The 12,859-nt window shown below is 64.6% G+C and carries 13 protein-coding genes; 5 read left to right on the forward strand and 8 right to left on the reverse strand.

The window, feature by feature from the left end; all coding sequences use genetic code 11:
- Positions 1-35: 35 nt before the first annotated feature.
- From PZL22_RS05005 to PZL22_RS05015, 3 genes are all read left to right on the forward strand, one after another.
- Positions 36-1,166: an NAD(P)/FAD-dependent oxidoreductase gene (locus PZL22_RS05005; RefSeq protein WP_003528648.1), complete on the forward strand. Its 1,131-nt coding sequence runs from the start codon at positions 36-38 to the stop codon at positions 1,164-1,166.
- Between the two features lie 102 nt (positions 1,167-1,268).
- On the forward strand, positions 1,269-1,613 hold the full coding sequence (locus tag PZL22_RS05010; protein ID WP_284718216.1) for a hypothetical protein: 345 nt from the start codon (positions 1,269-1,271) through the stop codon (positions 1,611-1,613).
- Between the two features lie 39 nt (positions 1,614-1,652).
- Positions 1,653-1,844 carry a hypothetical protein gene (locus tag PZL22_RS05015; RefSeq protein ID WP_033048606.1) on the forward strand — a complete coding sequence of 64 codons (192 nt, stop codon included), beginning with the start codon at positions 1,653-1,655 and terminating at the stop codon, positions 1,842-1,844.
- Between the two features lie 93 nt (positions 1,845-1,937).
- Here the strand turns inward: PZL22_RS05015 and PZL22_RS05020 are convergent, their stop codons facing one another.
- Genes PZL22_RS05020 through PZL22_RS05055 form a run of 8 tightly spaced genes read right to left on the reverse strand, consistent with a single transcriptional unit; the run spans position 1,938 to position 10,499 of the window.
- Positions 1,938-2,732, reverse strand: coding sequence for a TIGR04290 family methyltransferase (locus PZL22_RS05020; RefSeq protein ID WP_284718217.1), 795 nt, complete (start codon positions 2,730-2,732; stop codon positions 1,938-1,940).
- 2 nt (positions 2,733-2,734) lie between these two features.
- Entirely contained in the window at positions 2,735-3,775 is a 1,041-nt protein-coding gene (locus PZL22_RS05025; RefSeq protein WP_003528642.1) for a UDP-glucuronic acid decarboxylase family protein, read from the reverse strand.
- Positions 3,776-3,794: 19 nt separating this feature from the next.
- Positions 3,795-4,913 carry a CgeB family protein gene (locus PZL22_RS05030; RefSeq protein WP_284718218.1) on the reverse strand — a complete coding sequence of 373 codons (1,119 nt, stop codon included), beginning with the start codon at positions 4,911-4,913 and terminating at the stop codon, positions 3,795-3,797.
- Positions 4,910-5,995, reverse strand: a complete 1,086-nt coding sequence (locus tag PZL22_RS05035; protein ID WP_003528640.1) for a CgeB family protein — start codon at positions 5,993-5,995, stop codon at positions 4,910-4,912. Before PZL22_RS05035 ends, PZL22_RS05030 begins: the two co-directional genes overlap by 4 nt.
- A complete protein-coding gene (locus PZL22_RS05040; RefSeq protein WP_284718219.1) occupies positions 5,992-7,122 on the reverse strand; it encodes a CgeB family protein in 1,131 nt (376 codons plus the stop codon). Before PZL22_RS05040 ends, PZL22_RS05035 begins: the two co-directional genes overlap by 4 nt.
- A gap of 4 nt (positions 7,123-7,126) precedes the next feature.
- A complete protein-coding gene (locus PZL22_RS05045; protein WP_284718220.1) occupies positions 7,127-8,278 on the reverse strand; it encodes a glycosyltransferase family 4 protein in 1,152 nt (383 codons plus the stop codon).
- The gene (locus tag PZL22_RS05050) at positions 8,275-9,396 is read right to left on the reverse strand and encodes an NAD-dependent epimerase/dehydratase family protein (RefSeq protein ID WP_003528637.1); all 1,122 of its coding nucleotides are present in this window, start codon (positions 9,394-9,396) and stop codon (positions 8,275-8,277) included. The genes PZL22_RS05045 and PZL22_RS05050 overlap by 4 nt, the downstream gene beginning before the upstream one ends.
- Positions 9,393-10,499: an NAD-dependent epimerase/dehydratase family protein gene (locus PZL22_RS05055; RefSeq protein ID WP_284718221.1), complete on the reverse strand. Its 1,107-nt coding sequence runs from the start codon at positions 10,497-10,499 to the stop codon at positions 9,393-9,395. Before PZL22_RS05055 ends, PZL22_RS05050 begins: the two co-directional genes overlap by 4 nt.
- Positions 10,500-10,830: 331 nt before the next feature.
- Between PZL22_RS05055 and PZL22_RS05060 the strand changes: the two genes are divergently transcribed.
- Positions 10,831-11,823, forward strand: a complete 993-nt coding sequence (locus PZL22_RS05060) for an MDR/zinc-dependent alcohol dehydrogenase-like family protein (RefSeq protein WP_284718222.1) — start codon at positions 10,831-10,833, stop codon at positions 11,821-11,823.
- Complete coding sequence (locus PZL22_RS05065; RefSeq protein ID WP_284718223.1) at positions 11,816-12,841, forward strand: Gfo/Idh/MocA family protein; 1,026 nt, start codon at positions 11,816-11,818, stop codon at positions 12,839-12,841. Before PZL22_RS05060 ends, PZL22_RS05065 begins: the two co-directional genes overlap by 8 nt.
- Positions 12,842-12,859: the final 18 nt, after the last annotated feature.

The raw sequence follows: 12,859 nt of genomic DNA on the forward strand, positions 1-12,859 counted from the left end.
CCTGACCTGTCAAACGGATCGAAAGACAAGTAACCATGACGGATAACATCATCACTTCGGCGGTCATCATCGGCGCCGGCATTTTCGGCGTCTCGACGGGCGCGCAGCTTGCTCGGCGCGGCATTCGCGTGACCATCCTGAACGACGGTCCGCCGGCCAGCGGCGCTTCCGGCCGCTCGCTCTCGTGGCTGAACTCGTCGCGCATGCGCTCCGAACCCTATCATCGGCTGCGCATGGCGGGCATCGATCGCTATCGCACCCTCTCGGCGCGCTTCCCCGATGCGGACTGGCTTCGCTTCGACGGCGGTCTGACCTGGGATGCAGATGACGCGACCAACGGCATCGACGCAGCCTATCGCCATGAAGTCTCGCTCGGCTATGATGCAAGGCGCCTCGCCGCGGACGAAGTCGCGGCAGTTACGCCGGGTCTCGACGCGCGCGCGATCACGCCTCCGGGCGCGATCTTCAATCCGGGCGAAGGGTGGGTCGATCTGCCGATCCTGATCAATCTGCTTATCGAAGAGTTTGCCAAGCTCGGCGGCACGCTCGTGACCGATCAGGGGGCGGCAAGGGTCGTTGTCGAAGGCGGTAGGGCGGTCGGCGCCGAGACGGGGGCGGGCAACCGTTTCCCGGCGGATGCCGTCCTGCTCGCCACCGGCCCAGCCGTGCCGAAGATGGTGGCGCAAGCCGGGCAGATCATCGAGGATGCAACGCCGGTCGCGCTTCTGGTGCAGACGAAGCCGCTTGCCCATCCTTTGCGTGCCGTCTTGAACACGCCGCGTGTCGCCGTCCGCCCCGCGCCGGGCGGCACCTTCTCGCTGGATGCCGATTGGGCGGCGGATGAAGGCGTCAAGATGCGCGAGGACGGTGGTCGCGACATCGATGCGGCGGTCGTAGATGCCCTGCTGGCGGAGGGATCGAAGGTGATGGAGGGCAATCCTAAGCTCGAGATCGCCTCCATCGGCGTCGGCGGCAAGCCGATTCCGGGTGATGGTGAACCGGTGCTGGGGGCGCTCAAGGCCATTCCCGGCTATTACCTCGCCTTCAGCCACAGCGGTGCGACGCTCGGCCTGATCGTCGGTGAGCTTCTGGCTTACGAGGTCGCAATGGGTGCTGAGCATCCGATGCTCGCCACCTTCCGTCCGGAACGCTTCACGTCGCGGTAGCAGGAGGCGTCGATCACGGTCGAACCGGGCCGTAACGCCGAGGAGGAGCAGGGAACAAATGCCGTGAAAGCCGGTTGAGTCGCCAACCGGAAAGGAGCGACCATGTCCAAGCAGGCAAGCAATTCAGCGCAGGTGCGCGGCGACATCCAGCATGGAAGGACGGGTGACAAGAAGCGCGGCTTCGACCCCGCGGCGGCGCCGCTCGAGACCGACGACGAAGCAGGCGGTATGCCTCCCGGCAGTGAAGCGGTCAGAACCGCCAGGGCCGGGCAGACGGAGGGGAGGCCGGCCGATACCTCTACCGAGTACAACGACGCGATGCGGCCGCTTGCAGCGGCGGAGACCGCCGGAGCGAACAAGCAACGGCTGGGGCTGAGCCTGGCCATGATAGCCATGGCCATCGTGATAGGCGCCTTGATTTACGCCGGCGGGCTTCTCTCGCCGTGAAAGCGGTTCTTCAAACAAGCGAATCGAAGGAGTCTCCAAATGCCTGACCGTCGACGCCCATCGAAAGATCCTCTATCGGAACTGGCCGCTCGCGAGGAAGCCATGTATTTGCGGCGCTCGTCGACGCGCTTTCTCGAATGTGCGATCCATCTCTGCGTGACGCATATGACGCTTCAGGAGGTGGCCGACCTGCTCGAGAAGGAAGCGGCGCAGCTTCGCCACTTCGGATGAGGTCCGGCAGGGACGGGTCGTGAAGTTCAACGGAGCAGTGAATTCCCCTGGCCTCCAGGCCAGAGGCTCGGTTTCCTCAGTCGCAACCGTCATTCAATCCAATCGCGCCTTGTTCCCGGCATCTGCCGAACCTCCGAGGATCCTCAGGGTGGGCTCGTCCAGATACGGGCGCTCGCCGCGCCGCAGGAGATAGACTTCCCGCTCGGGATTGGCTTCGATGACGAAGCCAGCGCTTCGCAGCATCGCCTCGACGCCGGCGCGGTTGGGGATGAACCAGTTGGTGGGGTCATCCGCGAAGCGGTGTTCGACGAAGAACAGCTTCGGATAGTCGGGCCGGTCGAAGATCTCCCACTCCCGGAAATCGTAATCACCCTTGAGGCTTGCAACGGAATCCGACCCGCGCTGCATGCACTGGAAGAGCATCTGGTCGCCGACAACGTACTCGTAGAGGAGGTCGAGCGCCAGCAGCGGATGGCGCAGGTGATAGAGAACGCCCATGAAGATGACCAGGTCGAACCTCTCGCGCAGCCGTGCCGCGTCATAGACCGACATCAGCCTGTATTCGATGTCGACCCCCGCCTGCTCCGCGGCAAACTTCGCCTGCCGCAGATAGTGCGGGTCCGAGTCGATGCCGAGTACGCGTCCGGCATTGCGACGTTTCATCTCCTGCGCGTAGAACCCCGCATTGCAGCCGATGTCGAGGACGCTCCTTCCTTCGAGGTCCTCCGGCACGACATGCCTGAAGGCCTTCCACTTCACTGCGGGATAGTCGCCGAGGAAGTGACCGGGCGCTGTCTCGATGCCCCCGATCCGCATGTTGTGGAACCAGGGACCGAGCGCCGCAATCTCTTGCGCGATGACCGTTCGGTCTTTCGTCTGCTGAACCATGATCACAGATCCTGAGTGACGACGGAAAGTTGCGGCTGGCGCCGGGTGCGGCCGGACCGGCGTTCAGCGCGGCTTCCGGCAAGTGCGCTCTGGAACCAGGCGATCGTATGCGTCAGCCCGTCCTCCAGAGGAACTTTCGGCTCCCAGCCGAGAAGCTTCCTGGCGCGCGCGATATCGGGACGGCGACGCTGCGGATCGTCCGCCGGCAGCGGCTCATGGACGATCGTCGAGGCCGTCTCGATCCTGGAGAGGACCAACTCCGCCAGTTCGATGACGGTGAATTCTCCGGGATTGCCGAGGTTCACCGGTACGGCAGGGTTCTCCTTGCGGTTCATCAGCCGGATCAGTCCGTCCACGAGATCGGAGACGTAGCAGAAGGAGCGCGTCTGCTCGCCACTGCCGTAAACGGTGAGCGGCTCGTTCCTCAGCGCCTGGACGATGAAGTTCGAAACGATCCGGCCGTCATTGGGGCGCATATGCGGACCGTAGGTGTTGAAGATGCGAGCGACCCGCGTGTCGACGCTTCCCGCCCTCAGACTGTCGAAGCACAGGGCTTCGGCCGCGCGTTTGCCCTCGTCGTAGCAGGCCCGCGGCCCGGTGCAATTGACGTGGCCCCAGTAGTTCTCCTGCTGCGGATGCTCCTCGGGATCGCCGTAGATCTCGCTTGTGGAGGCCTGCAGAAACGTGGCCCCGTGCCTTTCGGCGAGCCGCAGGAGATTTCCCGTCCCCGTCACGCTGGTCATCATCGTGTGGATGGGATCGGCCTGGTAGGACGGCGGCGAGGCGGGGCAGGCCAGATTGTAGATCTGGTCGACCGGTTCATCGATGTCGATTTCATCGCAGACGTCCTGTTCCACCATGGCGAAATAGGGGTTCGCCTGCAGGCCGATGAGATTGGCAGGGGAGCCGGTGAGATAGCTGTCGAGGCAGATCACCCGGTTGCCGGCGCCTAGAAGTGCTGTACAAAGGTGCGATCCGACAAAGCCGGCCCCGCCCGCAACCAGGATGATCTTTCCTCGGCTTGCTTTGTTTCCTTTAGCCATCGGCCGTCCTCCTTTCGGGTTAAACCGGAAGCCGCCGCTCGGAACGCCTGGTGGCGAGACCGGTCCTGGCGGCGACGCTTTCGATTGCCTCGACAAAGGTCCGTGCGCGCGCCGCGGAACTGTGCGCGGCGGCGACGCGTCGATAGGCGCAATCGGCAAGTGCTTTGCGTTGTTCTTCGCCGAGCCTCGTCAATGCCGTGACGACATCGGCGCTGTTCTGCGCGATGATCACGGCCTCGCCGGCCGGGAAGAAGCTTTCGATCCCCTCCCACCAGTCGCTGACGAGCGGCGTGCGGCACGCGGCGGCCTCGAAGAGGCGAACGCTCGGGGACCAGCCGGCTGCCACCATGTCGGCCCGCGTGACATTCAGGGTGAATCGCTGGCGGCTGTAGAACTCGGCATGTTTTCCGGGCGGCAGATGTTCGATGCGCTCGACGTTTGCCGGCCAGTCGATGTCGTCAGGATAGCTCGGCCCGGCCACGACGAAGCGCATGTCCGGCAAGCGCCGCGCCGGCTCGATCAACAGGCGTTCGAGCGCGGGTTGCCTGTCGGGGCTGAAGGTGCCGAGATAGCCGAGGTCCCACTCCGTAGCCGCGCCGGTATTGCGATAGGCGTCGAGGTCGACGGCGCAATAGAGGGGTACCGACCGCCGCGCGGCGAACTCGTCCCGCAGCCGGTCGAGCGTTCGGCCGCCGGAGAAGGAAAAATAAATGTCGAATGTCGCAACCTGTCTTCGCGCGAGAAACTCCTCGTCGCCGCGCTCGAGCTTGGCGAGCGTCACGGGCGTGTCGATGTCGTAGAAGCACAGGCGTTTCGGTCCGAGATCCGCGACTGCGTCGATGACCTCCACGCCATCAGGCACATAGGAGCCGATGACGACGGCGTCCGCGCCGGCAAGCCTGTGCGCATGCCTTGAGACGAGTTCGTCCGGGTCCGTGTAGAACACGAGGTCGCAGAAATCCGGGGCGGCCAGATCGCGGTTGCTCGCATACCAGGGCACGTCCCGTTCCAGGAACGTCACCTTGTGACCGGCAGCGTCGAGGGCGCGAAGCAAAGCGCGATAGGTCGTCGCATGACCGTTGCCCCACGAGGAGGAAAGCGAGAGACCGAGAATGACGATGTCGAGCGGTCGCTTCATTCGGCAGCCTCCATTCGGCGCGCCTGCCGCAGGACGCGATCTACCTCCTCGGCACGATGCGCATAGGTATGCTCGGCGAGAACGCGGAGGAGCGCCCGCTCGCCGATTCCCCTGGCGCCGGCGGCCGTCAGCTTCTGCATCAGTTCGGCGACGTCGCGGCCGTCTCTGGCGACCAGCACTTCTTCTCCGGGCTTCAGGAAGAGCTCGATGCCCTCCCAGTAGTCGGTGATCAGGCAGGCGCCGGCGCCCGCGGCCTCGAAGACGCGGGTTGCCGGCGAGAAGCCGTTTTCGGCCATGCTGGCGCGTGAAATATTCAGGACGGCATTCGGCGTCGTGTTGAAGGCATTGTGGTCGGCGGTCGGGACGTGCCCGATATAGGCGACATTCGGGGACAGAGACTTGTCGTGCCACCCGGATCCGCCGAGCAGGAAACGCCGCTGCCAGAGCTTTTGCGCCGGCTCGAGGAAGAAGGCCTCCACGCGCTCCTCCCGGTCCGGCAGGCGGTTGCCGAGGAAGGCGAGATCGGCGGCAAAGCGCGGATCCGGCGGCACCGGATGGTGCGTCTCGGGATCGACGGCGTTGTAGATCGGAACGCAATCGCGGGCACCCAACGCGCGATAGGCGTCGACCACGGGATCGCCGCCGCCATAGGTCAGCACGAGATCCAGGGAGGAAAGCGCGCGGCGAAGCGGGTGGTCGGGTGCGGCCCTGAGCTCGGCCAGAGTGGCTGGTGCATCGACATCCCAGAAGATTTTCAACGCCGCCGGGTCTGCCGCGGCCATCACCTTGGCAAGCAGCAGCTCGTCCTCGAAGCCGACGCCGCTCGCCTTGACGACGATCTCCGCCTTGGCTGCTTCCTGCGCCACTCGCTTCAACGCCTCGACGGTCCCGTCATAGACGACGACCCTGCACCAGGAGGGCGGGTCGATGTCGCGGTGCTTCTGCCGATCGTAGACGTCAGGCTCGTAGAAGGTGATCTGATAACCGCGTTCGGCAAGCGCACGGAGCAGGCCGCGATAGTAGGTGGCCGCGCCGTTCCAATAGGCCGAAACGAGACTCGATCCGTAAAATGCCAGTCTCATACCTCGACCTCCTCCGAAATGATCCGTCGCGCGCTGGAGCGCGGCCTGTAGGAGGCCACGATGGCGAGCAGCTCGTCGACGCGATGGCTGCAGGTGTGGCGCGCACGGATCGTCTCCAATCCGGAGGCGGTCATCTCCGCGGGGAAGTCCGGTTCGGCGAGTAGCTGGCGCAGAAGGCGCGTCATCTCCTTGCCGTCCTTGGCAAGGCAAAAATCCTTGCCCGGCCGGAAAAGCCCTTCGGCATCGGTCCATGGCGCCGAAATCAGCGGAATGCCGCAGGCAAGCGCCTCGAAGACGCGGATTGTCGGGATTCCCGGCAGGGCCTCGACATAGGGCCGGCGCGGAATGTGCACCGTGACCCGATGCTCGGCGAAAGCCCGCGGAACGGCGGCATTGGCGAGCCAGCCTCCGTATTCGATTTTTGCGGCACGCAAAGCCCTGAGCGCGGTCTTGGGATATCGCACGCCGCGGACGGTCGTCGTGAGCTTCAGCTTTTTCGCCGGTTCGACCAGGAAGGACATGATCTCGCTGCTGCGCTCGTCGTCGCCCCAATTGCCGATCCAGATGAGTTCGCCCCGCTTTTCCACTTCCGGCATCGGGTGGAACAGCGAGGTATCCGCAGCCTCGTGCCAGGTATGGACATGCCTTCCCCAACCCGCCTGCAGATAACGCTCCCGCAGCGCCTCACCGAAGGCCAGAACGAAGTCGTAACCGGAAAGGTCGAGCCGGGCGATGTCCCGCTCGGCGCTGACGGCGCGGTGATGGGTATCGTGGAAAGCCAGCGTGAAGCGGCCGCCTTTCAGGCGAATGCGGCCGAGTTCGGCGACCAGAGCGGGATCGGTCCACTCATGCACGATGACCATGTCGGCCTCGCGGGCCGCCGCTTCATGCTCGAAATCGGTCCCGTAGATCCCGACCCGCAAATCCGGGAAGGTCTTGCGGAAGGCTGCGATCGCTCCGTTACCCTGATCCGCGATGAGATTGCGCCGGCTCCAGGAATCGCCGGGCTCGAGCGCTACGGCCTCGTGGCCGCGCCGTATGAGTTCGCGCATGATGCCGCGCAGAAAATGCGCATTGCCGTGGTTCCAGTCGGACACCAAGGAGTGGGTGTAGAAGAGAAATCGCATCCGCTCACTCCGCTGCCGTCAATCGATCGGACCCGCTCATCACGCGCCGGTAGGCGGCGAGCACCGCTTCGCGTTGGGCCTCGACGGTGAAATCGGCCGAGCGCAGCCGCGCCCGCCGGCCAAGGTCGTCCCTGAGCTTTGCATCCTCCGTCAGCCGGTTGACGGCTTCAGCAAAGGCGGCGGGATGGCCGGGGCCGGCAAAAAGGGCGGCACCCTCCCAGAGCTCGCGATAGGTTTCGATGTCGGCGAGAATCAGTGCAGCGCCTGCACGCGCCGCCTCCAGCGCCACCAGGCCGAAGGGTTCGTAGACCGATGGAGAGACGACGATCGCGGCCCTCGACATCAGCGTCATCGTCCGGTCGTGGCTGAGTTCGCCTTCGTGATCGGCATGCATGATCGCCAGGTGCTGCCCGTTCGGCCCTTCGCAGGCACCGGCCATCACGACCGGCCAGTCTATGTCGGCGGCCGCCCTGTCGAGCACGGCGCCATTCTTGCCTTCGTCCCACCAGCGACCGGCGCCAAAAACGAAGTTTTCCTTGGCGCTGACGAAGCATGGATTCCGGCTCGTATTATAGACCACTGCGAGATCGTGGATTTCACCGTAAGTACGCGTCAGGGCCGCGGCATGGCTTCGGCTCGGCGCGAGCACCAGGTCGGCGCGGTCGAATCCCAGCCGGTTCAAGCGTTTCTGCCAGGCCCAGGCTTCCGGCAAACCGGAACCGCGCACCGCAGCGAACCAGGTGGCGACGCAGGAATGCGAGACGGTGACGACGGGGACCTCCGCCGTTATTCGCGCGGCTTGGGACGGCAGGTTGAGATGGAGGAGATCGACGGAATGCCTGAGCGCAAGTTCGGACAGGAGCTGCGGCACGTGGTCGAGCTCGCTCTCGTCTTCGACCGTCCAGTCGAGCGGTGCCGAGAGCCATTCGAGCCGGCCGATGCTGTTCGCCTCGCGCCGTTGCTCCGGGGAAGGTTGCGGGCCGAGACCGACGATCAGCGTCTCCACGCCGGAACGCCGCATGGCGACAGCGAGATCCATAGCATAGCGCCAGACGCCGCCCACGGCATCGACCGTCATCAATACCCGCCGCGGCAGTGGCCCGGAGACGTTGTGACGGTCGTCAAATCCAGCGGCGGAAAGGGGGGGAAGGCTCATGCGGTGACCCTCCGCGGTTGGCGCCGGATCCCGCTGACCGCGCCCCGATCGTCGTGAAGCCAGGAGTAGAGGTCGCGCAAGCCCTCGCGCCAGGGCATTCCGGCCTTCCAGCCGAGCGCATCGGCGATCGCGCGCGTATCGGCGACGAAGTACAATTGGTCGCCGGCGCGCCAATCGCTTTTTGTCGTCGCGAGCTTGCGGCCGGTCAAAAGCTCGATCTCGTTCAGCACGTCGACAATGCTGACGGCGTTGCGGGGTCCGCCTCCAAGATTGAAAGCGCGCCCCTTCAGGCGGTCGATCGAGTTCAGGAGCGCCCTATAGGCCGCGACCGCATCGGTGACATGAAGAATGTCGCGGACCTGCTTGCCGTCGCCATAGATCGAAATCGGCTCGCCGGCGAGCGCGCGAATGAGGAAATGGGCGACCCAGCCCTGGTCCTCGGTGCCGAACTGCCTCGGTCCATAGACGCAGCTCATCCGGAGCACGGCTGTAGGCAAGCCAAAGGAGCGGGCATAATCCAGCACATACTGGTCGGCCACGCCCTTCGAGCAGCCATAGGGCGTACAGAAATCGAGCGGCTGGGTCTCGCCGACGCCATGCTCGCGCGTCGCCTCGTCGGCCGGCGTGTAGCGGCCCCGCATGTCCTGCATCTCCATGTGCCCGAGCGCGCCATAGACCTTGTTTGTGCTGGCGAAGATGACTGGCGCACGGCGCCCTGCCAGGCGTGTGGCTTCGAGCACGTTGAGCGTGCCGCGGGCGTTCGTCTCGAAATCGTCCGTCGGCTGCTCGAGGCTGGTGGTTACCGCCGTCTGCGCCGCAAAGTGAAACACGGCCTTGGCGTCTCTGAAGGCAGCTTCGATCGCGCCGAGGTCGCGGATATCGGCGATCAAGGCCTCGACGGCGCGGCCGTGGCCGTCCACCAGCCATTCGAGGTTTCGCTCGACGCCGGGACGGCTGAGATTGTCGAGAACGATCACGTGCTCGCCGTCGCGCAGAAAGCTGTCGGCGAGATTGCAGCCGAGAAAGCCGCTGCCGCCTACGACCAGGATCGGCGCCGCCTTGCCGGAAAGAGCGGGCGCCGCCAGATGCCGGTCCGTGCCGACGGTCCGGCGGCTCATAGGACCAGCCCCCGTGCTTCCAGATGGCGTTTCATCTCGGCACCGCGGTCGATCGCGCCGGCGCTGCGGACCCATTGGGCGAAATCCGCAAGCGAATCCTCGAGCCGGTGGGTCGGTTCGAAGCCGAGAAGGTCGCGTGCCTTGGCGATATCGGCGAAGCAATTGCGGATATCCCCGGAGCGGGCCTTGTTCATGATCTCCGGCTCGATTTCGGGGACACCCATCGCTTCGGCAAGCAGCGAGGCGATGTCCGCAATGGCGTAGGCGTTGCCGCTGCCTATATTGATGACGTGGCCGGCGGCGTGCGGCTGTTCGAGCGCCAGCCGGAAGGCACGCGCCACGTCGCGGACATGCACGAAGTCGCGTTTCTGCCGGCCGTCCTCGAAGACCATCGGCGACTGCCCGTTGGCAAGCCGGGAAGCGAAGTTGGCAAGCACGCCGGTATAGGGGTTGGAAAGTGCCTGGCCGGCGCCGTAGACGTTGAAGAGCCGCAGCGCCACCGCGTCCGTGCCATAGGCTTCCCCGAATATAAGGACCTGACGCTCCTGCGCATATTTGGTGAGCGCGTAGATCGAAGCGAGATCGACGGGCTTGTTCTCGTCGGTGGCGATCGGCCTCAGGCGTTCGCCGTCAGGACCGGACGGGTTCCAGGCGCCGGCTTTGATCTCGGCGGGGGATCGCCGGATATGCGCACGGCGCTCGCCTGCCGTAGTCTCGTACAAGCCTTCGCCGTAAACGCTCATGGAAGAGGCGACGACGATCCGCCGGATCGTCGTGCCGATCATCGCCTCGAGAAGGACGGCGGTGCCCAGGTCGTTCACGCCGACATAGCGGGAAATCTCATACATCGACTGGCCGACGCCGACTTCCGCGGCGAGATGAATGACGTGATCGACGTCCTTCAGCGCGCTTTTCACCGCGTCTGCGTCGCATATGTCGGCGCGCCGCATGTCTACTTCCGGTGGCAGCGTGACCTGCGCATCCGCATGGACCTGATCGTTCAACGCATCGAGGACGCGCAGGTCGTAGTTCCTTGAAAGAAGCTCTTCGACAACATGCCGCCCTATGAAGCCGCAGCCGCCGGTAACAAGTACTTTTGTCATAATGCACCTGATGATGACCAATCAGAGATAGAGACAAACCTCCAACAAACCTGCGTCGCAAATGTTCCTTCTTCTTTGACTTCTTCTTCTTTGATGTTCTTCTTTGATCCCCCGCGGGGCGTCGCCCGTGCCAAGGTACAAACCTCTCTTTCGCGGGAGTGTTCCACGCGAACTGCGGGCATCAGGAACAAAAGCTGCAACATCAAGTTAAGGGCGGAAGGCTCTTGAATATTGCTCAGAGCTTTCTTTGGGGGGCAGGGGCGGGTCCGGCGGACCTCGCGACACCCTTTTCGGGCTGCCGGACAGGTCTTCACCGAGGGAAGGAGCTGACATGAACATCAGCATATCTCAGCGGACGGACACGATGTCCGCCGCTATCGTCACCGGGCCGGGCACGGTGCGCATAGCAACGTTGCCGTTGCCGCAACCGGGTCGCGGCCAGGTGCGGATAAGGCTCGAAGGCTGCGGCGTATGCGCCTCCAATCTCGTTCCCTGGGCGGGTCCGGAATGGATGCAGTTTCCGACGGAACCCGGCGCGCTCGGACACGAGGGCTGGGGAATTATCGACGCGGTCGGCGAGGACGTGCACGGTTTCGCGCCGGGCGATCGCGTGGCGGCGCTTTCCTACCATGCCTATGCCACGCACGATATCGCCGATCAGAGCGCGATCACGCGCTTGCCGGCGTCTCTTGCAGATCAGCCCTTTCCAGGCGAACCGCTCGGCTGTGCCTTCAACATCTTCCGGCGCAGCGCGATCAGATCGGGAGAGACCGTGGCGATCGTCGGCATCGGCTTTCTCGGGATTCTTCTGACCGAGCTCGCAAGCGCTGCCGGCGCGCGGGTGATAGCGATATCGCGCAGGCCGTCTTCGCTCGCTGCGGCCAAGCAGGCCGGTGCCAGCGAAGTGATCCCCATGGACGATCACTCGCGGATCATCGAAGAGGTGAAGCAGCTGACCGGCGGGCGTTTCTGCGATTGCGTCATCGAGGCGGTCGGCAAGCAATGGCCGCTCGATCTTGCCGGCGAACTGACGAAGGAGCGCGGCAGGCTCGTCGTCGCAGGCTATCACCAGGATGGCCCGCGACAGGTGAACATGCAGCTCTGGAACTGGCGCGGCCTCGACGTGATCAACGCGCATGAACGCGATCCTGCCGTCTACATGCGCGGCATGAACGAGGCGATCGAAGCGACCGCAGCGGGTCGGTTCTCTCCCTCGCGGCTCTACACCCATCGGTTCCCGCTCGAAGAACTCAGCGCCGCGCTCGACATGACGCGCGACCGGCCGGAAGGTTTCATCAAAGCGCTGGTGATCTGTCATGAGTGACGCAATGCAGCTTTCAACGAGCCCGAAGGCCGTCATCCGCCCCCGCGTCGGCTTTCTCGGCGTCGGAAGAATTGGCTTCCACCGGATGAAGGCGGTGGTCGAAACCGGATCCGTCGAAACCGTCGCGATCTTCGATCCTTCGCCGGAAATGGCGGCGGCGGCCCGCGAGCTGACCCCCGAGGCATCGGTCGTGAACTCGCTCGAGGCGCTGCTCGACCAGGAGCTCGACGGCATCGTGATCGCCTCGCCGAGCGCGCTCCACGCCGCCCAATCGATCGTGGCTCTGGAGCAGGGCGTGGCGGTTTTCTGCCAGAAGCCGCTCGGCCGCACGCGCGACGAAACCGCGGCGGTGGTCGAAACCGCCCGGCATGTCGACAGGTTTTTGAGCGTCGATCTCTCCTATCGCTACACCGAGGGCATGCGGCAGATCCGCGACCTGATCGCGTCGGGCGAACTCGGCACGGTGTTCGCCGTGGACCTCACCTTTCACAACGCCTACGGGCCAAGCAAGCCGTGGTTCTACGACAAGGCGCTTTCCGGTGGCGGCTGCGTCATAGATCTCGGCGTGCACCTGGTCGACCTCCTTCTCTGGGTCCTCGGGTTCCCGGACGTCGTGCGGGTGGAGAGCAGGCTCTTCGCTAAAGGTCTGCCCATCCGCCGCGACGGCGACGAGGTTGAGGATTACGCGGTCGCCACAGTCGAACTGGCAAACGGCGTTCTCGCCCGGATCGCCTGCTCTTGGCATCTGCAGGCCGGATGCGATGCGGTGATCAGCGCCGACTTCTACGGCACCGAAGGCGGCGCCAGCCTGAGAAACGTCAACGGATCGTATCTGGACTTCACGGCCGAACGCTATCGCGGCACGCAAGGCGAGGTGCTTGCGGTTCCCCCCGACGCCTGGGGTGGACGCGCGGCGGCCGGCTGGGCCGAGAGGCTGGCCGCAGGGGAGCGCTTCGATCCCGACAACGAGTATCTGGTCACGGTGGCGGATGTGCTGGACAGGATTTATGGGCGGTAGGGTGGCGTGCGGTGCGCT

It is taken from the genome of Ensifer meliloti (assembly GCF_030064585.1).
Lineage (GTDB): Bacteria > Pseudomonadota > Alphaproteobacteria > Rhizobiales > Rhizobiaceae > Sinorhizobium > Sinorhizobium meliloti.

What these genes read in the sequence shown, in the direction of transcription:
- PZL22_RS05060 (WP_284718222.1), top strand. Translation starts at nt 10,831, where the DNA reads ATGAACATCAGCATATCTCAGCGGACGGACACGATGTCCGCCGCTATC.
- PZL22_RS05045 (WP_284718220.1), bottom strand. Translation starts at nt 8,278, where the DNA reads ATGAGCCTTCCCCCCCTTTCCGCCGCTGGATTTGACGACCGTCACAAC.
- PZL22_RS05025 (WP_003528642.1), bottom strand. Translation starts at nt 3,775, where the DNA reads ATGGCTAAAGGAAACAAAGCAAGCCGAGGAAAGATCATCCTGGTTGCG.
- PZL22_RS05020 (WP_284718217.1), bottom strand. Translation starts at nt 2,732, where the DNA reads ATGGTTCAGCAGACGAAAGACCGAACGGTCATCGCGCAAGAGATTGCG.
- PZL22_RS05065 (WP_284718223.1), top strand. Translation starts at nt 11,816, where the DNA reads ATGAGTGACGCAATGCAGCTTTCAACGAGCCCGAAGGCCGTCATCCGC.
- PZL22_RS05030 (WP_284718218.1), bottom strand. Translation starts at nt 4,913, where the DNA reads ATGAAGCGACCGCTCGACATCGTCATTCTCGGTCTCTCGCTTTCCTCC.
- PZL22_RS05040 (WP_284718219.1), bottom strand. Translation starts at nt 7,122, where the DNA reads ATGCGATTTCTCTTCTACACCCACTCCTTGGTGTCCGACTGGAACCAC.
- PZL22_RS05005 (WP_003528648.1), top strand. Translation starts at nt 36, where the DNA reads ATGACGGATAACATCATCACTTCGGCGGTCATCATCGGCGCCGGCATT.
- PZL22_RS05015 (WP_033048606.1), top strand. Translation starts at nt 1,653, where the DNA reads ATGCCTGACCGTCGACGCCCATCGAAAGATCCTCTATCGGAACTGGCC.
- PZL22_RS05055 (WP_284718221.1), bottom strand. Translation starts at nt 10,499, where the DNA reads ATGACAAAAGTACTTGTTACCGGCGGCTGCGGCTTCATAGGGCGGCAT.
- PZL22_RS05010 (WP_284718216.1), top strand. Translation starts at nt 1,269, where the DNA reads ATGTCCAAGCAGGCAAGCAATTCAGCGCAGGTGCGCGGCGACATCCAG.
- PZL22_RS05035 (WP_003528640.1), bottom strand. Translation starts at nt 5,995, where the DNA reads ATGAGACTGGCATTTTACGGATCGAGTCTCGTTTCGGCCTATTGGAAC.
- PZL22_RS05050 (WP_003528637.1), bottom strand. Translation starts at nt 9,396, where the DNA reads ATGAGCCGCCGGACCGTCGGCACGGACCGGCATCTGGCGGCGCCCGCT.